General features: G+C 48.4%; 19 protein-coding genes. 9 read left to right on the forward strand and 10 right to left on the reverse strand.

Features of this window, described 5'->3' with window-relative positions; all coding sequences use genetic code 11:
* Positions 1 to 67: 67 nt before the first annotated feature.
* The 5 genes from IC229_RS12040 to IC229_RS12060 form a co-directional block, all read right to left on the reverse strand.
* A complete protein-coding gene (locus IC229_RS12040) occupies positions 68 to 1030 on the reverse strand; it encodes a Kelch repeat-containing protein (protein WP_190887228.1) in 963 nt (320 codons plus the stop codon).
* A gap of 101 nt (positions 1031 to 1131) precedes the next feature.
* Positions 1132 to 3807, reverse strand: a complete 2676-nt coding sequence (locus tag IC229_RS12045) for a choice-of-anchor Q domain-containing protein (protein ID WP_190887229.1) — start codon at positions 3805 to 3807, stop codon at positions 1132 to 1134.
* Between the two features lie 188 nt (positions 3808 to 3995).
* On the reverse strand, positions 3996 to 4718 hold the full coding sequence (locus IC229_RS12050; RefSeq protein WP_190887230.1) for a DsbA family oxidoreductase: 723 nt from the start codon (positions 4716 to 4718) through the stop codon (positions 3996 to 3998).
* 250 nt (positions 4719 to 4968) lie between these two features.
* Positions 4969 to 5331 carry a hypothetical protein gene (locus tag IC229_RS12055; RefSeq protein ID WP_190887231.1) on the reverse strand — a complete coding sequence of 121 codons (363 nt, stop codon included), beginning with the start codon at positions 5329 to 5331 and terminating at the stop codon, positions 4969 to 4971.
* A gap of 140 nt (positions 5332 to 5471) precedes the next feature.
* Positions 5472 to 5936: an Lrp/AsnC family transcriptional regulator gene (locus IC229_RS12060; RefSeq protein WP_190887232.1), complete on the reverse strand. Its 465-nt coding sequence runs from the start codon at positions 5934 to 5936 to the stop codon at positions 5472 to 5474.
* 175 nt (positions 5937 to 6111) lie between these two features.
* On the opposite strand from IC229_RS12060, the gene ald reads away from it, so the two are divergent.
* The 5 genes from ald (at position 6112) to IC229_RS12085 (ending at position 11865) form a co-directional block, all read left to right on the forward strand.
* Positions 6112 to 7245 (forward strand): alanine dehydrogenase, encoded by a 1134-nt coding sequence (gene ald, locus IC229_RS12065; protein ID WP_190887233.1) that lies wholly within the window; start codon positions 6112 to 6114, stop codon positions 7243 to 7245.
* Between the two features lie 120 nt (positions 7246 to 7365).
* Positions 7366 to 7944, forward strand: coding sequence for a phosphatase PAP2 family protein (locus IC229_RS12070; RefSeq protein ID WP_190887234.1), 579 nt, complete (start codon positions 7366 to 7368; stop codon positions 7942 to 7944).
* Between the two features lie 70 nt (positions 7945 to 8014).
* Positions 8015 to 8956: a ribose-phosphate pyrophosphokinase gene (locus IC229_RS12075; protein WP_190887235.1), complete on the forward strand. Its 942-nt coding sequence runs from the start codon at positions 8015 to 8017 to the stop codon at positions 8954 to 8956.
* Between the two features lie 101 nt (positions 8957 to 9057).
* A complete protein-coding gene (locus IC229_RS12080) occupies positions 9058 to 9627 on the forward strand; it encodes a 50S ribosomal protein L25/general stress protein Ctc (RefSeq protein WP_190887236.1) in 570 nt (189 codons plus the stop codon).
* Between the two features lie 231 nt (positions 9628 to 9858).
* Positions 9859 to 11865 carry a glycoside hydrolase family 3 protein gene (locus IC229_RS12085; protein WP_190887341.1) on the forward strand — a complete coding sequence of 669 codons (2007 nt, stop codon included), beginning with the start codon at positions 9859 to 9861 and terminating at the stop codon, positions 11863 to 11865.
* Positions 11866 to 12031: 166 nt separating this feature from the next.
* Here IC229_RS12085 and IC229_RS12090 read toward each other — a convergent pair whose 3' ends face one another.
* From IC229_RS12090 to IC229_RS12100, 3 genes are all read right to left on the reverse strand, one after another.
* Positions 12032 to 12472 (reverse strand): hypothetical protein, encoded by a 441-nt coding sequence (locus IC229_RS12090; RefSeq protein WP_190887237.1) that lies wholly within the window; start codon positions 12470 to 12472, stop codon positions 12032 to 12034.
* A 240-nt stretch (positions 12473 to 12712) separates the two neighbouring features.
* Positions 12713 to 13273 carry an aminoacyl-tRNA hydrolase gene (gene pth / locus IC229_RS12095; protein ID WP_190887238.1) on the reverse strand — a complete coding sequence of 187 codons (561 nt, stop codon included), beginning with the start codon at positions 13271 to 13273 and terminating at the stop codon, positions 12713 to 12715.
* 146 nt (positions 13274 to 13419) lie between these two features.
* The gene (locus IC229_RS12100) at positions 13420 to 15282 is read right to left on the reverse strand and encodes a T9SS type B sorting domain-containing protein (RefSeq protein WP_190887239.1); all 1863 of its coding nucleotides are present in this window, start codon (positions 15280 to 15282) and stop codon (positions 13420 to 13422) included.
* A 133-nt stretch (positions 15283 to 15415) separates the two neighbouring features.
* On the opposite strand from IC229_RS12100, the gene pyrR reads away from it, so the two are divergent.
* The 3 genes from pyrR (at position 15416) to fdhD (ending at position 19609) form a co-directional block, all read left to right on the forward strand.
* Positions 15416 to 15955, forward strand: coding sequence for a bifunctional pyr operon transcriptional regulator/uracil phosphoribosyltransferase PyrR (pyrR, locus tag IC229_RS12105; RefSeq protein ID WP_190887240.1), 540 nt, complete (start codon positions 15416 to 15418; stop codon positions 15953 to 15955).
* Positions 15956 to 16077: 122 nt separating this feature from the next.
* Positions 16078 to 18651 (forward strand): DUF5686 and carboxypeptidase-like regulatory domain-containing protein, encoded by a 2574-nt coding sequence (locus IC229_RS12110; RefSeq protein WP_190887241.1) that lies wholly within the window; start codon positions 16078 to 16080, stop codon positions 18649 to 18651.
* 109 nt (positions 18652 to 18760) lie between these two features.
* Entirely contained in the window at positions 18761 to 19609 is an 849-nt protein-coding gene (gene fdhD, locus IC229_RS12115; RefSeq protein WP_190887242.1) for a formate dehydrogenase accessory sulfurtransferase FdhD, read from the forward strand.
* A gap of 45 nt (positions 19610 to 19654) precedes the next feature.
* On the opposite strand, the gene IC229_RS12120 is transcribed toward fdhD, so the two are convergent.
* Positions 19655 to 20527 carry a diacylglycerol/lipid kinase family protein gene (locus tag IC229_RS12120; protein WP_190887243.1) on the reverse strand — a complete coding sequence of 291 codons (873 nt, stop codon included), beginning with the start codon at positions 20525 to 20527 and terminating at the stop codon, positions 19655 to 19657.
* A 47-nt stretch (positions 20528 to 20574) separates the two neighbouring features.
* Here IC229_RS12120 and IC229_RS12125 point away from each other — a divergent pair, with 47 nt between their 5' ends.
* Positions 20575 to 21642 carry an App1 family protein gene (locus IC229_RS12125; RefSeq protein ID WP_190887244.1) on the forward strand — a complete coding sequence of 356 codons (1068 nt, stop codon included), beginning with the start codon at positions 20575 to 20577 and terminating at the stop codon, positions 21640 to 21642.
* 54 nt (positions 21643 to 21696) lie between these two features.
* Here the strand turns inward: IC229_RS12125 and IC229_RS12130 are convergent, their stop codons facing one another.
* Positions 21697 to 25125 carry a HEAT repeat domain-containing protein gene (locus IC229_RS12130; protein ID WP_190887245.1) on the reverse strand — a complete coding sequence of 1143 codons (3429 nt, stop codon included), beginning with the start codon at positions 25123 to 25125 and terminating at the stop codon, positions 21697 to 21699.
* Between the last annotated feature and the right edge of the window lie 45 nt (positions 25126 to 25170).

Here is a 25170-nt window from a genome sequence, read left to right on the forward strand (position 1 = left end):
TAAGGTTGTAAAGTTAACGGACGCGCCAGCCAACTCTATAACTTTATAACCATACAACTTTATAACTCTATTTTAAGACTTCAACCGTATTCAGTTCCGGGCCTCCGCCGTGATTGGCGGAACCGGCTACGATGTAGATTTTATTGTCGTAAACGACGGCCTGCGTACCGTGACGCCCCTCTAACATTCTCGGACCTGATGTCCAGCGGTTGGTTTTAGGATCGAGGGCTTCGGCTTCGTTATGCGCTTTTAGCTGAACGGTTTCGCCCCCAATAATCCAGACTTTTCCGCCCTGCGTAACGGCAGTAGCACCGGCCCGTTGCGTAGGTATATTAGACGTAGCAGGTAACGTAGTCCATTTGCCCGTTTTGAAGTCGTAGACATCAACTTCGGCGATGGTCGTTTCCAGCACTTTGTTGATACGTGCCGTCGAGTTACGTCCGCCCGCCAGATACAATTTGTCGTCAACAATGGCTGCGCTGATGTGGTCGCGAGTGCGGGGCGCGTCGGGCAGGCGTTTCCAGGTATTGGTTTTCGGATCGTATTCGTCGAGCCACGCTACGTGTCCGTCGTAATGCCCGTCGGTGATACCACAGGCCACGTAAATTTTGTCTTTATACACCACAACGCCCGCCGAGCCACGTAGCCGCTCTTTCGGAATTTCTGGCCCTTTCCGCCAATTTCCTTGTTTTGGATTGTAGATATAAATGTTTGGAATGGGCGTTTCGTGCGGATATTTGCCCTCAAACGCACACATTACGTATAATTCGCCATTGTACGTAATGGCCTGAAAGTGATTCATTTCGACGGGGGGCGTCGGCAAAACCCGCCACATAAGCGTTTTCAGATTGAGTGCTTCCAGGGGCTTCATGCCCCGTCCGCCAACAGCGTAGAGGCTATCGCCAATCAACGTAGCAGCATTTTCATGACGTGTCGAACAGGAATTTTGAGGTGTAACAGCCTGCCAGGTTTGCGCCTGTATGCCAAAGCTAACAGTCATACCCAGGCAAAAAAGGGAAGTAAATTTCATGGATGTATAAGAGCAAATGTGAACGTACTGTAAACCCGAACCGTTGCCGATATTACTCTATTTCTTTCCTATTTCGCCCAATCATTTTAGTATTTATGCAACTAGGGCTCTATTTGCAGTTTCGCTGCCGAATTAACAGTCAATTTACCGCCCGAATCATACAGTAACGTACCAACCTGCGCCTGATAGCTGGCGGGTATGGTTACTACGTGCTTTAACCGAACGTAGTCATAGAGTGCCGGTAGCTGATTGCCCGACCAGACAGTAGGGTCATTCCACAGCCCGTTCTTCAACGTATAAATTTCGGCTGGCAACTCATAAGCCCCTAAATCAATCTGACCCACAAAACGGGGGCGCCCTAGTAGGTCAACGGGACCTGTTTCAAATGTACTGGTACCAGGATCACCCGCATTGACGGCTGGCGAATTGGCCTTAAGCCGCAAACTACCCGCCGTACCTAAGCCGATTGGTGGCTGATTGACAAAGAGTGGGTTAGTGATACCATTAAATATTCCCGCCCCCAGCGCCATATTTTGTATCAACGTAAACTTATAGTTAAAAAAACTTTCTGCATCGTTATAAATCCCTGTAGAATTTCCCCAGAGTATGCAGTTCAAAAACTCAGACGAAGAATTTAGATTCGCCACCCCCCCTCCATTTGTGGCCGAATTACCCGACAGGCTACAGTTGGTGAAACTCCCAGTAGAATTGGTTTCGTTGCAAACACCTCCACCCTGACTGGCCGTGTTTCCTAAAAATATACTATTATTAATAAAAGAAATGGAGAAGGAAAAATTCAGAATCCCCCCGCCCAGCGACCCTGCCGAATTGCCCTTAAACGTACAGTTATTAATAATGGGTGAGGAAGTCCAGTTGCGCATCCCTCCCCCAAAACTGGCCGAATTACTCTCAAATTCTGTAGTTCTAAAATACAGCCACAATAGCTGGCAATTTAGCGAGTAAACGCCCCCTCCCTGACTGGATGCCGTATTCCCTTTGAACCTGCATCCGTCAACCTCTACCCTACAGGCCTCATTATCCATGGCTCCTCCAACCCCACTTGCCGAATTATTCTGGAACACACACCCGGCAAACTTTGTACTTTCAGTGGAGGAGGAGAAATTATAAACGCCCCCTCCGTTCGTAGCTTTATTGTTAATAAACAGGCAATTCCTAATATCAGGAGTTCCATTTGAATACATACCCCCGCCCATATTGTTGGGGCTACTCCCATTGGCATTCCCTCCCGTAATGACAAAGCCGTCCAACCAGAAAGATTCTCCCGTCAGCATACGTATCACATGGTACGTATTGTCGGTAATGTCGCCTGCGGTTCCGATGTCTCCCGAAAGCGTAGTGGCCGATGGCGTAGTCAGATTTATGGTAGGTCGTTGACTGAGTACGCTTTCATTACCCACAAATCCCCCAATGATACGTACGTTGGGACTCATTGAAAAACTAATGGTGCGGTCGGTGGTCGATGTGGGTTTATACGTACCTCCAGCTACCCAAATCTCTTCGAGATTGCAGGTCTTCGAAACGTAGTTGAGTGCCGATTGCAGATCGGGGAAGGCATTCGTCCAGTTCAGGCCGGTATTGGCCCCTGTTGCCGAAGCCCGAACGTAAAGTCGCGTGGTGGGATCACAATATTCGTAGGCACCCATATCGATGCGGCCTTTAAAACGGTCCGAACCGGCCAAGTCGATTGTGCCTACTGTAGCGGTAGTAGTGTTCGGATCGCCGACGTCAATAGCTGCAGACCCGGCCAGTAGTTGGGTGTTGGTGGAGGTAAGAAAGGGCGAAGTGGTTGTTGTTGCGTTGCCCGAGCCGTTATTATAGCCGATTACTGAGGGTTCAAACAGGCTATAGTTCGCGGAGATAACCGTGCCATTATTCGAGAATGTATTGGCTCCGCCGTTGCCAAAGAAGACACAATTGGTCAGTGTCAGGTTAATAATGCTAAACGAAGTGCCCTCATTCCGAAACGCCCCGCCCGTTCCATTAACTGTATAACTGTTGTTCAGGAAAGAACAGTTGATTACCACCAGATTGACAGTACCAAAATTACGACTATCGCTGTAAATAGCTCCGCCCTGAAACGCCGAGTTATTCACAAACGAACAGTTGATGAGTACCGGGCTGCTGGTGCCATTCGAACTGCTGGCATCTAAATTTGCATCGTTATAAATCGCTCCCCCATACGAAGCGGAATTGTTAATAAAATGGCAATTACGAATAGTAGGACTACAGACGTTACCTGCCCCACTGCCATTGTTGTACATACCGCCCCCCTGATTGTTGGGTTCACCACTAGGGGGAAATGCGACCCCATCCCGAATAACGAAGCCATCCAGAATAGCCGAATTGGTCAACCCAGGCGGATTACTGATAACGTGATACGAATTATCATTTGAGCTGCCTACTACCCCAATATCCCCCGACAGAATCGAATTAATTACCGTCAATCGTCCATTCAGGGAGGTTTCATTCCCGGCAAAGCCGCCGTAAATAGCCACCCCATTTTTCATCGAAAAGCTGATGCCTTTGTTGGTGGTTGTCGTCGGTTTATACGTGCCTCCAGCCACCCAGACTTGATTGCCCGATGCGCTTGCGTTAATTATCGCCTGCAAATTGGATGAAGCATTATCCCAGGAACTGCCGTCGCCAGTACCGGTGGATGTGGGTTTAACGTAGCGAATGGTCTGAGCGAAGGCCGCAACGCTGGTTAACGAAATCAGTAGATATAGTCCAATAAGTCGGGTAGAGGAAAATTTCATAAGAAAGGGTTAGGTACGAGGAATGTTCCAATGTTAATCGCCTGCTACGTTAAGTTCAGGGTCTACAGGGATAAGAAATTGTGTGACCAAGTTAATTAAATACCATTAACCTACTCATTATGAGCACAAAGAATTATTCATCTTACACCAATTCAAGTCGTATCAGTGCGTACTGATACGTTATCCAATTACTTGCTATCCGGCAATACGCATCCTTCCTCTTGTGTACACGTAGCATCGCTCTCGTTGGCAGACACCAGCGTTGCATTTTGTTGTGCCCATTCCGCCCAGGCCGTCTCAAGAGCGCCCTGAAACGTTTCCGGTTGTTGCGCCCCCGAAACGGCGTAACGTCGGTTTATCACAAAAAACGGGACGCCCCGAACACCAAGTTGCTGCGCTTCGTACACATCCTGACGTACCGCGTCTGTATAATCGTCAGAAACTAACATCGCTTCTATTTCCGACGTATCAAGGCCGATCCCTTCCCCCAGTTCAACCAACGTAGCGTGATCGGCGGTGTTTTTTCCTTCGGTGAAATAAGCCCGAAACAAACGTTCTTCAGCGGCATCCCCCAGCCCGTGTTTTTTCGCCAATTGAATGAACCGGTGCGCATCCCATGAATTGGCCACAATTGCCTGATCGAAATGGTAATCCAACCCGACTTCGCGCGCTATATCGGTCACGCGAGCGTTCATTTGCTCGGCTTGTTCCAGACTCCAGCCTTTTATATCGGCCAGGTACTGATTGATATTTTTCGATGGGTCAGTTTCCATAGCCGGGTTAAGCTGAAAACTTTTCCAAGTAATTGTTACGTCCTCTTTATGCGCAAACTGGGCTAATCCAGCTTCAAATTTCCGCTTACCGATGTAGCAGAATGGGCACATAACGTCACTCCATATTTCAACTTCCATAGTAAAATCTAATCGTAGTTCACTACGTAAACACCGATCAGCCGAAATTCATTTTCAAGCCGTCATCAAATGCCCGGTTTCGTTTTTATCATGCTGACGAAGGAAGCATCTTAATGTTTCCTGAATGGCATGTTTGGATGTTTTGAGATGCTTCCTTCGTCAGCATGACAAAAACGAAACGCTTCGGTAAAATTGGTCAAAGCCATTTTACCGAAGCGTTTACTACGTATTGGGAGAACCTGTTACGTCTCTAGCTGACCAAAAAATTTAGCGCCTGTTTCAAGGTGCGTTCATTATGCGTTTCCGGGTCCGTATAGGATCGTTCGCCCACATTTATTGTCAGATTCTTACCGATGAGTTGTTTCGTATCCAGGTCCTTTCCCTCACTTACGGCTATATCAGCCATGTCAAACAAGCTCACAATGGCAGGCATACCTGCCGGTGACTGATAAAAACGTTGCGAAATATACCCCTCGTCGTTCTCAAACCGGACGGCAAAGAATGGAATGCCTTTGTATTCACTTTTCCCTTCTTCGATGTGGGTAATCGTCACGTTTTGCTGCCCATCGGGCAATAGCGTTTTGCTCTGTCCTTCCTCTACTGCAATTTTCATAACAATGAGTTTTATATTTTACTTATATTATTAAACTACAGCAGAAGACAATTGTTTTAAACCCTAGCACTTAGTTTTAGCGCTAAAATGCGTATTCTTCGCTTCCATATAGTTACTTTATATAATATTTATATCATAAACTAAAGTATGGGAATTGCCGTCGAGTTTTTTACCTCGGCCATCACGAAAAAACTGTTGATGTGCATAGCGCCGGGCAGCACCGACAGTTTTTCCTGATAAAAACGGTTGTAGGTTTCCATATCGTGGCTAATCACTTTCAGCAGATAATCGAACGTACCGGACACCCGATTGCACTCCAGCACTTCGGGCAGGTAACGTACCGATTCATCAAACCGGGTAAACGTATCGCGGGTCTGTCGGTCGAGTGTTACCTGGCAATAAACCATCAGTTTAAGCCCTATTTTTTTTCGGTTTACAATGGTTACGTAGCGTTCAACTATGCCCTCGCGTTCGAGCCGTTTGATACGTTCGTGCACGGGCGTTTTCGACAGATTAATCTGCTTACCAATCTCCTGAATAGTAAGTTGTGCATTCTCCTGGAGCGCATGTAAGATTTTAAGATCGGTGTTGTCAACAAATTCCATAACAGAAATTTTTACGGTCTCCTCTTCCTCAGAGGAATACGAATAGGATATTTTCCGATTAAATAGCCAAAATCTATCCGAATTTCCTAAAAAAAATGGTTCTCTTAGAAAACAATATCGTTACTTATAGCTTTGTACTGTTGATAGCGTACTCATCCAACGTCATTCAGGTAATATGGTCATTGGTGTTCCCAAAGAAATCAAAAACAACGAAAACCGCGTAGCCCTGACACCCGCCGGTGTTACGGAACTTCGCAAGTATGGCCACACGGTATACGTGCAGGTAAATGCGGGCGAAGGCAGTGGCTTTGAAGATGAGGAATACATCAATGCCGGTGCCATTATGCTGCCTACTATTGAGGAAGTGTATGGCATTGCCGAGATGATTATGAAGGTTAAGGAGCCTATTACTTCTGAGTATGACCTGATTAAAGAGAACCAGCTTCTATTTACCTACTTCCACTTTGCTTCGTCAGAAGAGTTGACGCAGGCCATGCTGGCGAAAGGAGCTGTTTGTCTGGCCTACGAAACCGTTGAACGGCCCGACCGTAGTTTGCCGTTGCTGGTTCCCATGTCGGAAGTGGCGGGCCGGATGGCGGTTCAGGAAGGTGCTAAGTACCTCGAAAAACCATTAAAAGGTCGTGGCATTCTGCTGGGTGGGGTTCCGGGCGTAAAACCTGCCAACGTACTGATTTTAGGCGGTGGCATCGTCGGAACGCAGGCTGCTAAAATGGCGGCTGGCCTGGGCGCACACGTAACGATTATGGACGTTAGCCTGGCCCGGTTACGGTACCTGTCTGACATTATGCCGCCGAACGTACAGACCATGATGTCGAACGAATACAACATTCGGGAGATGATTAAAGTCTGCGACCTGATTATCGGAGCTGTACTGATTCCGGGTGCCAAAGCACCGCACCTCATCACGCGCGAAATGCTTCAGATGATGCGGACTGGTACGGTGCTTGTCGACGTAGCGGTAGATCAGGGCGGTTGTATTGAAACCTGCCACCCCACCACGCACGAAAATCCAACCTTTATTATTGATGGCGTAGTACACTACTGCGTAGCCAATATGCCGGGTGCTGTACCATATACGAGTACGCTTGCCTTAACCAATGCTACGTTACCCTACGCTCTGCAACTGGCTAATAAAGGCTGGCAGCAGGCTTGCCGCGACAATACCGACCTGAAACTGGGTCTGAACGTAGTGGAAGGAAAGGTAGTCTACAAAGGAGTTGCCGACGCCTTCGGATTGCCCCTGACCGACGTGAGCGAAGTGCTTACGCAGGAAGAGCTATCTGAATAAAAATATTACTAATTCATCGACAGACGGGGCCGCGCTTGAAAGAGTGCGGCTTTTTTATGTTCTTTTCTTTAACCGCATCGCCTACGCGATTAAATTGCTCCAACGTATTAAGTCTCAATCGTGATTAAAAGTCTCAACAAACTCGACACCGACCTGTTCTTGTGGCTCAATAGCCTTTATACCCCCTGGCTCGATCCGATCATGCTCTGGATTACGGAACGTAACAGTTGGTTTCCGTTCTACGTTTTGTTGATTGGCTGGCTCATTTATCGCTATCGCAAACAGTCGATAGGTATCTTATTAACCATCATTGCATCCGTAGCACTGGGTGACCAGATCTGTTCATCGGTGTTGAAACCCCTCACCCATCGGCTTCGGCCCTGTCATGAATTTTCCCTGCAAAAACTAATTCATCCGGTTGCTGAATGTGGCGGTCAATATGGTTTTGCGTCCTCGCATGCGGCTACTACGTTTGCACTGGCAGCCAGTCTATGGTTTTTGTTCAGCAAACATCATCCCTGGCTTCGTCTGGTGTTTTTGTGGGCAGCTATTGTGTCGTACAGCCGCATCTACGTAGCAGCTCACTACCCCCTCGACGTACTGGCCGGTACAGGTATTGGCGTATTATCGGCCTTGCTTTGTGTCACTATTTACAGACGGGTGAAAGAACGCTCGGGCAATTCTCGCTACGTTGCCTAAAGAAACCTGAATCTCTTACTGCGTTTGGCCTATTTTTTCCGTACCTTTGCGGGAAATTTGTCCGGTACCCATGGCTTCGTTTAATCCGGTTAAGATTTTTTCGGGTAGTCAATCCACTTATCTGGCCGAAAAAATTGCGCACTATTACGGCAAAGATTTAGGTGGTTATACCTGTCGTCATTTCAGCGATGGGGAAATGTCACCTAGCTTTGAAGAATCGGTACGTGGCTGTGACGTGTTTTTGATTCAGTCGACACCCCCGCCCGGCGATAATTTGCTGGAGTTACTGTTGATGGTCGATGCGGCCCGTCGGGCTTCGGCTCACTACGTAACGGTGGTGATTCCGTACTTCGGATATGCCCGGCAGGATCGGAAAGACAAACCGAGGGTATCGATTGCTGCCAAGCTGGTTGCCAACATGCTGGAAGCATCGGGAGCCGACCGGTTGATGACGATTGATTTGCATGCCGGTCAGATTCAGGGTTTTTTCGACTTTCCGGTCGACCATCTGGAAGGAACGTCGGTGTTTGTGCCGTACATTAAAAGCCTGAATCTGGAAAATCTGGTGATTGCTTCGCCCGACGTGGGGGGAGCCAACCGCGCCCGTACGTTTGCCAAGCACTTCAACGCCGATATCGTTCTGTGCGACAAACACCGGAAACGGGCCAACGAAATTGCGTCGATGCAGGTCATTGGCGACGTAGAAGGAGCCAACGTAGTACTGGTCGATGACTTAATCGACACAGGTGGTACGATGTGTAAAGCGGCTCAGATTATTCTGGAAAAAGGCGCACAGTCGGTACGTGCGGTGTGTACGCACCCGGTTATGTCGGGGAAGGCGCACGAAAACATTGCGAATTCGGTACTTGAGGAACTGGTTGTTGCTGATACGTTGCCGATGAAGCAAACAAACGACAAAATAAGAGTGCTTTCGGTGGCTGAGTTATTTGCCAAAGCTATCGGCCGCATTCGGGATCATGAATCTATTAGTTCACTGTTTATAAAAAATTAAAGAGCGGAAGAGAAAAAGAGTGAAAGAGCGAAAGACAATACGTCAAACTCTTTTTCACTCTTTCGCTCATTCGCTCTTTCACTCTTTAAATTTTTACACAAATGAAAAAAATCGAGATTGTAGGGTATCAACGAGCGAATCTCGGCCGCGCGGAATCACAGGCGATTCGGGCCGAGGGCAATGTTCCGTGTGTGTTGTATGGGGGAGATGAGCAGGTTCATTTTTATGCACCCGCCATTCTGTTCCGCGAATTGATTTATTCGCCTAATATTTATGAAGTGGCGCTAAACATCGAAGGCGCTGAATACCGGGCTATTCTTCAGGAAGCTCAATTCCACCCAGTTAGCGACTCGCTTCTCCATGCCGATTTCCTTTTGGTAACCGACAAAAAACAGGTTAAAATAGCTGTTCCGGTTCGGCTGGTTGGCACGGCTCCGGGTGTTCAGAAAGGGGGTAAGCTGGTAACGCGCGTTCGGAAACTGCGGGTGAAAGGTTCTATTGACAATATTCCTGACTTTATCGATGTCGACGTATCAGGTCTTGACCTGGGCAAGTCGGTTCGGGTTGGTCAGATTCCCGTTAAAAATATCGAAATGCTGGAGCAGGCGTCAAACCCGGTAGCCAGCATCGAAATCCCACGGGCACTCCGTGGTACGGTTTCGGCCAAGTAATATTGAATACACTAATAGATGTAAAAATCCCGACCATGTTCATGGTCGGGATTTTTATTTACTACGTACTGCAATGCTACGTCCACATGCGTTTTATCATACGAATCAATTCAGTATGATAACCCAGGTCATTTCTTTCTAATCATATCTCCACCGGTGGAGAGAAATTTTCCAGACATCAGATTTTTGACTTCGATGAATCAAACAATTAATATGTGGCTCAGGATAAACATGTTTTTGTTGGGGTGGCTATACGTTACAGGTACGGCCTCAGCCCAGAAACAACAGCAACCCACTTTAGGATACCGCTCCGTGAAGGCGCTGACACAGAATGGGTTAACATTTAAAGACCTCAATAAAAACGGTAAACTGGACCGCTACGAAGATTGGCGCTTACCTACAGAAACGCGCGTGCAGGATTTGCTTTCGCAGATGACGCTGGAAGAAAAAGTGGGCTTTATGCTTATCAGCACGACTCGAATGGCGGGCGATAATGCTTTTCAGCCGAACGCGGCCCGGCCCAATGCGCCCAGAACCGAAATCACAGCCGATTTTAACGAAGAAGACCTGGTTCAATCCAACAATATATTCACCCGCAAACCGCTTCCTGTTCCGATCATGTCAGCAGTTGGAACGACTAAAGGCGTTAATCAGTATCACCTACGCCACTTCATTCTGCGGGCTAATCCACCAGCACGTATCATTGCCGAATGGGCCAATAAGCTTCAGGAACTTTGCGAAACGTCGCGCTTAGGCATACCGGCTATTGTGGCTTCTAATCCCCGAAATCACGTCACGATTGATGCTGCGGTTGGGTTAAGTGTGGGCACAACCGCTTTCTCCAAATGGCCTGGCGAACTAGGTCTGGCTGCTATGCGCGATTATAAACTCGTACACGAATTTGCCGATATTGCCCGACAGGAGTGGGCCGCTGTTGGCCTGCGCAAGGCGTATATGTACATGGCCGACCTGGCAACTGAACCTCGTTGGCAACGTATTGAAGGCACCTTTGGCGAAGATGCCGACGTAGCGTCCAACATGGTTCGCGAAATTATTCTGGGTTTTCAGGGTAAGCAATTAGGTGGTACGTCGGTGGCTATGACAACCAAACATTTTCCGGGTGGCGGGCCGCAGGAGAACGGGCTGGATTCCCATTTCGACTGGGGCAAATGGGCTCATTATCCCGGCGGCATGTTCGACTATCACCTGAAGCCATTCAAAGCAGCCATCGAAGCCGGAACTTCGGCCATTATGCCTTACTATTCCAGCCCGAAAGGAAAGGAGTTTGAAGAGGTCGGTTTTTCGTATAATAAAGCCATTATCCAGGATTTACTGCGGAAGAAGCTGGGCTTCAAAGGCATTATCAATTCCGATACGGGTCCAATTGAAATGATGCCCTGGGGCGTTGAAAACCTTACGCTTCACCAGCGTTATCAGAAAGCTTTATCAGCAGGTGTAGACCTTTTTTCCGGGACGGCTGACCCCACCATTTTACTGGAAACGGTAAAACAGGGACTGGTTAACGAAGCACGTATCAATGAGTCGGTAGCGCGGCTGCTAAAGGAGAAATTCATCCTAGGACTGTTCGAAAATCCGTATGTGGATGCCCAAAAGGCCCAACAACTGGTTGGCAATGCTCAATTCCAGCAGAAAGCGGATTTAGCTCATCGAAAGTCGATTGTGCTGTTACGTAACGTAGCAAAACAGCTTCCGTTACGTCCTAAAACCAAAGTATACTTTGAAACCTATTACGACAACGGCCGGTCAGCCAACCCGATAACGGTTCATAAGTCGGCTCAATCAACCGGCTCGTTTGAATTTGTATCTACCAAAGAGGAAGCAGATGCAATTCTGCTATGGCTTATCCCTGGTACGGGCGGCTTATTTGGGTCAGCTGGAAAACCTATTGAGCTGAACTTATCCAAAAATAAAATTGATGTAGGACACGTCAACGAGTTAATCAAAAGTAAACCGACCATTCTGGCGATCAATTTTACAAATCCGTGGGTGCTGGATGAACTGGATCAGGCTGCGGCTAAAACAATCCTTGCTACGTTCGGAACAACCCCCGAAGCACTACTGGATGTTGTCAGTGGCGTATATAATCCGACTGGGAAATTACCGTTCACCATTCCAGCTTCGCAGCAGGCTGTAGTTGACAACAAGTCGGATGTGCCTGGTTTTCAGGAGGGAAAAAACTATGCCCTGTTTAATTTCAACCACGGGTTGAGTTATTAGGCAACGGAGCGATAAGACTTCAAAACATCCCCTAAAAAAGATAAGGTTCCCCGAAGCGGGGAACCTTATGCTGACTATTCCTAAACCCTTAACCTTTTCTACATGAAAAACTAACTTTTACTCTTTTCTGTTCCAAATACTCGACTAAATCGGTATTTATTTTAAACTACTGAATGTCAAGCGTTTCACTCATCGAATTGTCCACATTCCAGACGTAATTAATCATTCTGGCTGTGTAATTCACTTGATTCATCCAGCGGCTGGCAGCAGCATTTTTCTGGTTTGCCAGTTTATTCGTCACCTGAACTACAGCTTCGTTGAACTTGGTCCGGTCGGTAGCGCTGAAGTTCAGCAGGCTAGCCGGATGTTGGTTATACAACGAGACTACGCTCATAAAGTTTTGCCAGTTGGTAGTGTGCGCAAACTTGGCAACATTTTGTTCGACATAGGCAGTCAACTGCTTTTGCGAACCATTGACAAGCAGGGCACTTGCCGGCTTGTTGGCTGCCGGGCTATCATCAGTGTTGGTGGTGGTAGCCGCGTCTGCCTGAGAAATCGTCAATCCTAATCCAAGAATCAACGATGCAAAGATAACACGCGTTTTCATTGTTTTGTTATATTATGTTCTGTTTATTGAACGCACAAATGTCTATAGAAATTCCTAATCTGCAAAACGCCTTTATGGCCCATTTCAGAATATTATTCCGAATATATTGCTGTATTTATGCCTAAAATCCGCTCAAAACATAATATTTTCACGAACTGCAAAATATTATTTTACACAACTGCTTATTAATATACACAAAATATGGCTTAAAATAATTCAAAAATTCTTTAAAAAGTTATATCATTGGTTGTAATTGTTCATGGCTGTCTGTATTCCCAAAGTACAAAAAGTGAGTACAGCATTACCGGCCTTGTCTAAATAGTCTGGCAATTGAATTAATTCATCCTCTGGAAACTCGCCCAGCACGAAATCAATCTGTCGTCCTCTGGAGAAATTATTACCAATTCCGACCCGTAATCTTGCGTATTCCTGTGTGCCCAGAACCTCATCAATATTCCGCAATCCATTATGCCCTCCCGGCGATCCTTTTGGTTTTAGTCGAAGTTTACCAAACGGCAAATCTTTATCGTCCGTTACCACCAGCACATTCTCAATAGGGATATTTTCCTGCTTCAGGTAATAGTGCAACGCCCGACCGCTCAGGTTCATGTAGGTCGTTGGTTTCACAAAAAAAAGTTGTTTGCCTTTGTATTGCCATTTGGCGGTATAGGCCAGCCGGGTCATCGAAAAATTAAATCCATGCTGAGCCGCCAGCCTGTCCACTACCATAAAACCAGCGTTATGGCGAGTCAATGCGTATTCAGGGCCAATGTTACCCAGCCCGACAATCAAAAATTTCATAGATACTTTCAGGAACGTAGTTGCTGCAAAACTACTTTTTTAGCCACAGAGATGCACCAAGACATACGGAGACGCACAGAGAAATTGTATACTCTGTGCGTCTCCGTACGTCTTGGTGCATCTCTGTGGCTAAAAAAATTTTACTACTAACGTATCACAGTTACATCCTGTCGATATGAGGTTTGACTACCGTCGGGAAAGAGGCAATCGAGTCGATAGACGTACATACCTTCGGGGGCAGAAGTGCCGTTAATTTGGCCATCCCAGAGCGCATCGCCACTGGTCAGCGAAAAATTTGTACGATTATACAATACGTTCCCCCATCGGTCATATACTGTAAACGCTGCTACGTTCAGCGAAGGGAAGCCGAAACGTACCGTCAGTCCATCATTCTGCTGGTCGGCGTTGGGCGAAAAAGCGGTAGGCAGGTGAATCAGATTGGCGCAATCGACTTGAATAGCAACGGATTGCGTAAGTACGCATTTATTGTCGTCGCGCATGGTTAGTGTATACGTACCACCCGTCAGGGCCGAAAACGATTCAGTACGTTGGAAGGTCTGCCCATCGATGGCGTACTCAACCACAGTTGAATTGGGGTTGGGCGTAATGCTCATCGAACCATTTTTCAGTCCACATCCTTCCATTGTGGTTTCAACCGTAACGAGTTGTGGCCCTTTACTGGCAGCTACACTCACGGACTGACTGACCGTACAGCCTGTACTATCACGCGCCACTAATGTGTAATTTCCGCCAGCCAGGCCCGTAAATCGCTCACTCGTCTGGAAGGTCTGATTATCGATGCTGTATCGAATGGGTTTGGTTCCCCCGGCCATTGTCATGGAAGCCTCTCCGTTTGGTTTCCCACATGAAGTCGGGGTTGAATAGGCTCCGAGCACGGCCATCGGCTGCCAGTTCGGAAGGCTGAATGCCCGGTTCACTTCACAACCGTTGGCATCGCGTACCCGAACGGTATAACTCCCTCCCGACAGCTTGGAAAAGACGGGGTTATTTTGAAAAGTTTTTCCGTAATCGATTGAATATGTCAGCGGGGATTTACCACCCGACGTCTGCACACGAACTTCACCATTCGCAGTGGCACAACGGGGTGGAGTACTGGTCAGGTTAGTAATGGTAGGGCCGGCATCGGTCGTGATGGTCACTAACTGCGAACTCTGACAGCCTGCTACGTCTTTGGCCACAACCGTGTAGGAACCCGGCGCCAGCCCCGCAAACGAGGGTGCATCCTGAAACGTACCGTTGTTGAGACTATACTTCCATCCCGCTGCCCCCGTTGCTGTTACTTCGATGGAACCACTGGCTTTATCGCAGCCCGAATTGTTTGACCGGGCCGTGAAGTTTGGTTCAACAACTTCAATCGTAATCGGTATGGTCGGGCTTTCGTTTTTGTAAAGCGTTTGCGTAATATAGAACGTAGTAGTTTTCGTAATAGAGGGATTGAACGTATTACCTCTGCCCAGCAAACTGGTTTTAGCCGCCGACGAATACCAGCGAATATCCTTTCCCGTTACAGTCAGATTTATCGGTGTTCCTTTACAGAATTTAGTACCCGATTTGAGCACAATCCGATACAACTCAACCTTACCGCTACCTTCCTCAGTACACGTAGTCTGATTGGTAATATTTTCGTACGTACCAATCAGGCTCTCGTCGGCTGCATTATAGGTCATCTGCCCACGCCAGTAGCAAAGTTCCTTTTGCGTATCGGTCTTGCCGTTTTTATCGGCTTCGCTGAATGTAACGGTAGTTCCCGATACCCGTCCGGTCACATAAGCTACCCCGGCGAATGGTACGTTCGGATTGGCTGTTTGGGCCGTCCCTCCCAACGTAGTGCCCGTTTGCGTCAGGTCCATGCTATAATTAAAAATCTTCTGATTAGGGTTAGTTGGATACGTAACACCTAACCAGTAACCAGCCACATTCTGTGCGTTACTTTCTGTATAAATACTCACCAGCAGGCTGATAACTCCGAACGTACACCCAATCTTCATCGCTCACAGGGGTCCTGATTCTGCTACCAAAGCTACACATACAGTAAAGCCTTCACAATACTGCATTTGTATGATTTACGGAATGGTCGTCATCAGATGTCTATTATATTTACATTGCCGTTATTTTTACCGTATGAACCAACAGCGTTTAATCCTATCCAGTCCCCTACTTGAAATTGTGATTAGCCGTTTGGCACAGCAATTGATTGAAACTCACCAGAATTTTGCCGAAACCGTGTTGTTAGGTATGCAACCGCGCGGAATTTATTTTGCCGAACGGGTTGCCCGGGAATTGAATCGCACGCTGGGGCATTCGGTGCCACTGGGCTATCTGGATGCTACGTTCTACCGCGACGATTTCCGCCGACGCGATTCTCCGCTACGTGCGAATACAACCCATGTACCGTTTATCATTGAAAATAAACGGGTTATCTTAATTGACGACGTACTGGCAACGGGTCGTATGGTACGAGCTGCGCTCGACGCCATGACGGCTTTTGGCCGACCGCGAAAAGTGGAATTGCTGGTGCTCATCGACCGACGCTATAACCGCGATCTGCCTATTAAGCCGGACTACACCGGCAAGCGCGTCAATACGTTAGAATCGCAACGAGTACTGGTGGAATGGACGGAACAGGGAGCCGATGCCGACCGGATATGGCTGGTTGGCTAAAAAAGTTTCGCGATTTACATCAAACAATTGACAATTAGGGGTTTAATAAATTCATTTTAAGAAGTTTTTAATGTGATAAGTCTAAGTAATTTCCCTATTTTCGTTGTCTGGAAATACCTAAAATGAGACCTCTTTATACCGTAATCTGTACTTTCTTAATTTTCACTTCATTCAGCATCAATGGATTCGGCCAGGGGCAGACTACGTACACCGTTACTGGTCTTATAACTGACTCGAACACAGGTGAACCTATTCCATTTGCCAGCGTGGCGTTGGTCGGACGTAAAAACGGTACGTTAACTGACGAGCGCGGTCGTTACACGCTTACGGTTAAACTGTTGACTGATTCGCTGGCGGTCAGCTCGATGGGCTATAAAACTCTTCGCAAGTTTATCGACAAAGAGCGTGCCTCGCAGGCCGTCGACTTTAAACTGACCTCAGTTGGCACCGCTTTGCAGGAGGTAACCGTTCGGGCGGGCGAAAATCCGGCCTGGCGCGTGCTACGTCAGCTCCGTAAAAACCGATCCATCAACGACCGAACCCGACTGTCGGCCTACGAATATGACAGTTACGTTAAGACCGACATTGGCCTCACACACGTAACCGACAGAATGCGCAAGAACCCACTGATTAAGAAAATTAATCAGGCGATGAGTAAGCACGATTCAATCGTCGACGACGAAGGGCACCGGGTACTTCCTCTGCTGGCTTCTGAATCGGTTTCCCGCTATTATTATCGTGATAATCCGTCGCGGAAGCGGGAGGATATCCGCAAGACACGTATCCGGGGCGTAGCGGTCGATGATGCCGGACTTAGTTCGCAGTTGCTGGGCGGTACAAATCTGGTGAACCAGAACTTTTACGATAACTACATCCCAATTCTGGGGAAAGATTTTGCTTCACCTATTGGCGATAACTGGAGAAACTGGTACGAATTTTACCTAGCCGATACTACTCAAATCGGTGATCACGTCTGCTACGAAATTCAGTTCGATCCAAAACGTCCTGAAGACCTGGTTTTCAAAGGTAAAGCCTGGATCGATACCACTACGTTTGCGCTGTGCATGATCGAAACCAAAATTGGTAGCGGGGCTAACCTTAACTACGTTAAAGGGCTGACCATAGAGCAGGAACTTGAGGCTACTTACGATTCAACGTCCAACAAATCCGTTACTGCCGGCTGGTTGCCCATCAGTATTCACTTAACAGCCGATTTAACCGGTGTAGGTAAACAGTCGCTGGGGTTACGGGCCAACGTAACGCTACGTAACAACAACATCATTGTGAATCGCCCAAAGCCGATGTTGTTTTACGAACAGCCCATCGAACCAAGCGATACGGCGGCTACGGCCAACGATGCCTATTGGGCCAGTGTTCAGAAGAACCTCGCCGGGTCCGATTCACTGAACAAAGAAGATTTAAAAACGCGCGAAATAATCGGTAAGCTCCGGGCCGTACCGGCCGTAAAAGCCGCCGAATCGGTAGGACAAGTGCTGATTACGGGCTTCTACAAAATGGGAATTATTGATCTGGGCCCTTATCCGTACCTGTTTGCGGTTAACAGCATCGAAGGACTGCGCACCCGGATTGGTTTCCGAACGAACGAGTCGTTCAGTCGTAACTGGATTTTTCGGGGTTATCTGGCCTACGGTACGCTCGACAATCGGTTTAAATACGGAGCCGAAATTAACTATGTGTTTTCCCGCCAGAAATGGACGATTGCCGGTGTAACCATCAACCGCGATCTGGAGCGACTTGGACTGACTCCCGAACTGATTGGCGGGAACCGGATTTTTTATGCGCTCAGCCGGTTTGGGCGTTATCGGGGAACATACGATAATTTTCAGAAGGAAGCTTTCTTCAAAACCGAGCCCATTCGGGGTATTTTGCTAACCGCCACCATCGGAAGCCGCGCATTCGATCCGCTGTTTCCGTTCCACTACCGGGAACAGCCTGATATGGGAGATGCCTCGCCGTTACGTTCCGACATATTCGACGCATATTGGTCGATTGAAGCGCGACTGGCCCGGAAAGAAAAATACCTGATGGACGGTAACGAACGTATTACGTTGGGTACCAAACGAGCTCCTATCCTAACGATACGTTATACCCGTGGCGCTAAATCGCTGGGTGGTCAGTTTAATTACGACCGGCTTACGCTGCGGGCACAGCAGTCGCTACGTATCGGCGTATTGGGTCGTATGAACTACTTGTTATCAGCGGGTTATATCCCTTCGACGCTACCTGCTCCGTTACTGTTTCCACACATTGGCAACCCAACTCCTCTGCTTACAACCAATACGTTCAACCGGATGCAGTACTACGAGTTTGTGAGCGACCGTTTTGTGGCCTTACATTTACAGCATCGGTTTGAGGGCCTGTTATTCAACCGATTACCGGGCATCCGTAAGCTAAACTGGCGCTTGATTGCCAATTTCGATGCATTGTGGGGTAGCCAATCTGAAGCGAACAAATCATTGGAAACATCGAAACCGCTGCCAAATGGGGCCCGCTCCATTCGGTTCGGCTCGCTCGACCCCGACACACCTTATATGGAAGTGGGTTATGGCATCGACAACATTTTCAAGCTGATTCGGATTCAGGCCATTCACCGGCTCAATTACCTCAATAACAACATGAATGGCATCCCAACGGATAAATTTGCTCTCAAAGCATCTGCTACGTTGAGTTTTTAATGGCAAAGGGGCAAGGGCATGGGCAGAGGGTAATAGTCGGAACAGAAGACCCTGATCTCTGGTTAAGGAAATGGACGTAGTTCTATTTTAGTAACTGCCCTTTGCTCCTATGTCGTTCGTTTCTCCCGTTACGATTCAGAAAGTTTCCGGCGAAAGCCTGATCGAAACACCTGATTTATTGGCCGTTGAAGAACCGCTTGAAATCCGGCTGGGCTTTGGTCCGACTGATGATCGCCAGCAACGTTCGGTATCAGTAACGATGCGAACACCGGGTGAAGAAACGGGACGTAACGACGAAGAACTGGCTTTAGGCTTTCTGTTTACCGAGGGTATCATACACAAATCTACCGACGTTATTTCGTGCCGTCATTGTGTTCAGGACGCCCAGAAAACAGGCAACGTAATACGGGTAGAACTCCAGCCTGAAGTCGACATCGACTGGTCGCGCCTGACACGTAATACGTTTACTTCATCGAGTTGTGGACTGTGTGGAAAAGCGACTATCGAAGCCGTTACGTCGCTGACGGCGGGGCCCGTTACGTCCGATTTTGCAGTTACTCCTGAAATACTTTATGCGCTGCCCGAACGCGTTCGTATCATGCAAAGTACCTTTGCTTACACGGGTGGCATTCACGCAGCCGCACTGTTCGACGCCACAGGCAAAGTGCCTCTCATTCGCGAAGATATTGGTCGGCATAACGCTCTGGACAAACTCATTGGCGCTACTTTCTGGCAAAATGGGCTTCCGCTTACGCAATTCGGCGTGTTTTTAAGTGGTCGTATTGGAGTCGAACTAGTGCAGAAAAGCTGGATGGCCGGTATCCCATTGCTGGCCGCTGTCGGTGCTCCTTCCAGTCTGGCCGTACAAATGGCCAAAGAAGCGGGTATCACGCTGATTGGCTTCGTCCGCGACCATCGGTTTAATGTGTATAGTGAGGGGCATAGGGCATGGGGGTAAGGGCATAGAGTAAAGCCGACACCAACCCCTTATACCCCTAATGCCCTATGCATTTGGAACCAGCATCGTCAGCGCACCTGGTTCAACGCTGGCTTTAAGCGAAGTGATACGTCCGCAGTATTCGCCGTCTACCTGAAAATAAGCTTTGCGTTGCGTTTCTATGGTGACCGACGTAGCAGGAAGAATTTCGATTTTCTTTGGGTCGAATGGCTTGAAACGCCAGAAGAGTTTGAGGATTTCCCCAAAGGATAATTGTCGGAAAATAACTACTTCAAACTGACCGTCTGACAAATCACCATCGGGGTTGATGACCGCACCGGTACCATACATCCGGGCGTTAGCCAGGACTACCATAAAAGCCGCCCGCGAAACACACGTATCCCCAACATTGATGGATACACGTAACAAACGTGTTTTCCGTAACACCTTAATCACGCTACGTAGATAGCCAAGCTTACCCCGCAGGTTGTTTTGTTCGTAGTGTTTCACCAGTTGGGCATTCAGGCCAATATCGCCCAGATGCAAACAGATATCGTTGTCGTTGATTTTAATAACGTCTACTTTTTTTTGTTTCCCTTCGGTCAGTACCGCCAGACTTCCTCCAACATCTGCCGGAATAGCTAATTCCCGCGCCATTCCATTAGCCGAACCAGCAGGAAGCACACCTAACGTAACGCCTTTTTTAGTAAGCAGTTGTTCGGCCACAATCTTGAGGGTTCCGTCGCCCCCAACGGCTACCACGCAGTCAGGTTTGTACTGGTCGATTTGCTGACGTATCGTTTCGGCATCGGTCTTGCCATCGAGTTGAAGAAGATGGATTTTGTGGGAAAGACTTTTGAAATGTTCTTTGATAGCGTCTTCCCAATTGGATTTGGTTGTTCCACCCGAAACGGGATTGATGGCAAATAAAAAGATCAACTTCTGCGCGTTTTAAAAGTTATACAGGCGAGTATTGTTTACACACTATGGAAACCAGTGAATCGCTCTCTGCCTATAAACAAAATAAAAGCGTAAAGGATAGATTACGTCATCATTTCTTAACGTGGCTCCGGCTGACAAACCAACCCGTTGTGAAACTTTACCGGGGTTTTGGCACCAATGCCAGCCTCACGGTTCATGGCAGCGTTTTCCGCCGAAGCGCCTTACCTCGGAAAACGTATCGCAACAGCATTTTCCTGAATCTCTTCGGGTTACTACGTCTGTTTCTGGTACGTCCGTATCCACACGCAACGGTTCGCATCCTGGCGGGCGATCAACTTGCAGAAACCCAATCGGATACGGATGGTTATTTTCGGGTCGATGTTCCGCTAACAAAATCGCTGTCTTGTGGTTGGCATACCGTTCATGCGCAACTCATCGCAGCTTCATCAGAAAACGTACTGAATGAATGCGAAGGACAGGTATTAGTCCCTCCACATACCGAATTTGGCTGTATTTCCGATATTGATGATACGTTTCTGGTTTCGCACTCGGCAACTATTCTCAAACGACTTAAAGTCATACTAACCCGTAACGCCCATAGCCGCCAACCGTTCGAAGGCGTGGTGGCCCATTATCAGCTTCTGGCCGAAGCGAATAGCGGTAGCAATGCGACAAATCCATTTTTCTACGTATCGAGTAGTGAATGGAATCTGTATGATTATATTCTTGAATTTTCGAAAAAGAACGGTCTACCCGAAGGCGTTTACCTACTCAGCCCACTAAAACAATTTTCGGAGGTTTTTAAAACGGGCCAGGGCAAGCACATGACGAAATTCGCCCGGATCGTACGTATTCTGGAAGCTTATCCCAACCAGCGATTTATCCTGCTTGGCGATGATACGCAGGAAGATCCGAACATTTACGCAGCCCTCGTCAGGCACTTTCCGGAACGTATTGTGGCTGTATATATCCGACAGGTTCATGGCAAAAACGAACCCAAAACCCGCGACATCCTTCGCGAAGTTGAAGTTGCTGGCGTACCCATCTGTTACTTCGCCCACAGCGCCGACGCGAGAAAGCATTCGCTGGAGTTGGGCTTGATAGCGACATAATTGCAGCCTGGACGGGCGTGGACGCTGGTACACCAGCCCGGCCAGGCTACATTTTTACTTATCTTCCTTCAACGTTGCCAGGAAACTAACCACATCACGGATTTCGCGTTTGGTGAGCAGGTATTTCATTTCGGGCATACTCGATGGCGCCGTAGTTCGCTTCGCAATCTGGGTTTTCGGAATGGCCACATCCGGCTGATCGCCCACTTTTACCTTGACTTCAGTTGGTGTTTCCTCCTGAAGAATACCGTTGACGGTTTTACCATTTTTCAGTTTTAGTTCGACCGTACCAAAACCCGGTGCCAGCCGAGCACTCGGATTAACCAGGGCTTCCAGCAGTTGTTCCCGCGTAAGGCGACTGGCAACACCATTCAGGCGTGGACCAGCATTACCCCCCAGATCATCGTAGGCATGACAACGGATGCACTGTGCCGTCTGATGTCGGAAAAAGATGCGACGTCCCTGGTCTGGAACCCCGCCTTGTAAGCTTCCTTTATACGAAGCGGCCAATGCATCGGGCGACAATTTGGACGTAATGGCTTTGTAACGAGCCGTCAGCGGGGCCGAATGTGCACTTTCGATCGACTCCTCCAACTCTAGCTGAAGTTCGGGAGACAACGTACCGGCTGACAGTTTTTTGAGCAAATCATCGAAAACAACCTGCGAATTAGCAATGGGCAATTTCCCCAGTGTCAGCAAAGCAGCCTGTTTTTCTTCAGTTGTACGCGTATTTATCACTTCTGATAGCAGCGACACCATTTTGGCTTTCGGCATGTCAGACTTTGCCAGCAAATCCAGACCGGCAACACGTACCGTTTTTTCATTGTCAGCCAGGGCCGTTTCAATAGCTTTACTCACCTGTTTATCAGACATAGCAGCCAGCGAGCGTAACGCAGACACCCGCACAGCAGCCTCTTTGTCGGTAGTTAATCGGGCAAACAAAGCATCCGATGCCTCGCCCAGATTCAACCGCGTGATGGCTTTGGTCGCTGCCTGCCGTAGAGTCAGTTCGGAATGATTCAGCAGCTGCGCATACATAGCGCCCGACTTCGCTTTCACCACGGCCGGATCTCGCTCGACAGCACCTCGGTAACGCCCATCCACCCGGTCGAGCACCGACGGTTTCGCCCACGTACTGAGCGCATCCATTGCTTCGGCGCGCATGGCAACCGGAGCGCCTTCTTTCTGTGCATAATCGATCAGATTCTGCATAGCTTCGGACGTACCGGCCCGCAAATTGGCGTTGATGGCGCGACGTACCAGCGCTTCATTCGTGAAACTGGTTGATTTTAATACGTTACCCAACTGAGGTAAAGCGCCCGGAATAGACAAGTCATCGTTGATGCCACGAGCGGCTTCGGTAACAATAAATTCATCTTTATCGGCCAGGAAAGACGCAATGCCAGGGTCGCTCATGCGACGTAGCGCCACTACTGCTGCGATACGTACCGCCCGCGACGGATGACTGGACAGGGCAACCACAGGAGCCGGTTTGCCGATACGTGCCAGCGCCAGACTAGCCGCGTGGCGGAGATAAACGTCTTCGTCGTTGTTAGCTTCCAGGAGTTGAATCAGCGGTTGAGTAGCTGGTTCGTACGCGATACGCCCCAACGCTTCAGCAGCAAAGAAACGAGCGCGACTGTTCGCATCTTTCAGCAACGGAAGCAGCGCCGAGCCAGCATCAACGTAGCGAACATCGCCCAGCCACTTAGCCGCCTGCGCCCGAATTTCGGGATCATAATCAGTCAATAATGGCATCAGTAATTGGCCATACTGTTTATTCTGACGTATTAACTGGCTAATACCCCAGATACCGTGAACCCGCGCCAGTTGGTTATCCGTTTGTTTGGTGGAAGCCGTCAATACGTCGACTCCCTTGGCACCCCGTTTCACCAATTCGAATTGGGCTTTCTGTCGAACGCGCATATCAGGATTTTTCAATAATTCCCCTAAATCGGTTTCTGAACGAGCGGTGAATTTTTCGGCCAGCAGGGTTTTGGTACGTTGGCGGTCGGCCCAGTTTGCACCGGCCTGGTCGTCTAGTTTCCAGATACGACCGAAATCTTTTGTGTCCCATCCGTTAATCCAGTCTGCTACGTAGAGGGCGCCATCTGGCCCGAAATCAATGCCAGTTGCCAATACGCCACCCAGAATTTTTTTCTGCTCACCCAGTTCGAATCCGGCACCTTTGGCTTTCAATTTAAATGCATGAATACCTGAACGAGCGGGATTTCCGACGAATTCGGCTAGAAAAAACGTGTTTTTGTAGGCTGGACTCAAAGCCGTTCCGGGATTGTATTTCATCCCCGCCGGTCCGCTGACGAAGTTGGCAATAGTAGGTGTGATGTAAGCAGCCTGACCCTCGAAACGGGGTTTATACATCTGCTCGTCCATCCAGACTTTGTACGTATTGTTGTTCGGATCGCGGTATTTTCCGTACTGCCAGTTGCTGCGCCAGCCTGTATCTGAGCCATTTACGATGTAAACCAGCCGTTCTTTTTCGCCCGGATGGTCACCGTCGTTGTCTTCACTGATCAGGTTACCGTATTCGTCAAATACAAATTCGTGCGTGTTTCGAACGCCGTGCGCAAATACTTCAAAATCGCTGCCATCGGGGTTGGAACGGACAATAACGCCACTGTTCGGATGCGACCATTGCTTGCCATCCTGCCCCTTTCCGTTGAAGCCAATATCCCCAATTTGCCAGTAAACTTTGCCATCCGGCCCCATCACAATGCCCGACATACCGTGACCGCTGAAGCCCACATGAATGCCGTAACCGTGTGAAATAGACGTCTTTGACTCAGCGATACCGTCACCGTCTTTATCCTGCATCCGCCACAAATCGGGGCCGACAGCTACAAACAGATCGTCGCCATATTTCATAACGCCCCCAGCTACATCGGTTACCTCATCGTTAAAATCCTCAACAACAAGTTGTGACAAATCGGCAACACCATCACCGGAAGTATCTTCAATACGGTAAACGTGTTCTTTCTCTATAGCCATATCACGCCAGTCGTGAGAGCCATCGCCATTGATGTCTTTCAGCCACTCATTTTTGGCGCTGTTTTCGGGCGACAGAACCCGGTGCAGGAAAGCTCGTTTATCTTCAATAGTTTGCAGTCGGTTCGACTCAATTTCCCAGTCCTGATGCCCGCGAATATCGAATTCAGAGTTTTTCTGCCGGTTGGTTCGGGTATAATAAAGTTTGCCATCGTCGCCGATATTGATGGCAATCGGATCGGCGACCAACGAATCGACACCCCACAATTTCAGGGTCAGACCGGACGCCATTTCGGGTTTTACGGTGGCTTCTATGGCCTGCGCCAGTTGGGCGGCCTTCGCCGGGTCCATGCGCTTGATTCGGCGGTTAATGGGGTCTTTATCATGTTGGTATCCGACCAGACCAACCACCGCTGCCAGCGCTCCTAGCCAGCCAACTTGCTTTTTTACAAACGTATTCACCTTATTTCTTTCCATGATCAATGATTAGTACGTATCGACGAAACGGTTGACCTCTCCGAA

Source organism: Spirosoma profusum, assembly GCF_014699005.1.
Classification (GTDB): domain Bacteria; phylum Bacteroidota; class Bacteroidia; order Cytophagales; family Spirosomataceae; genus Spirosoma; species Spirosoma profusum.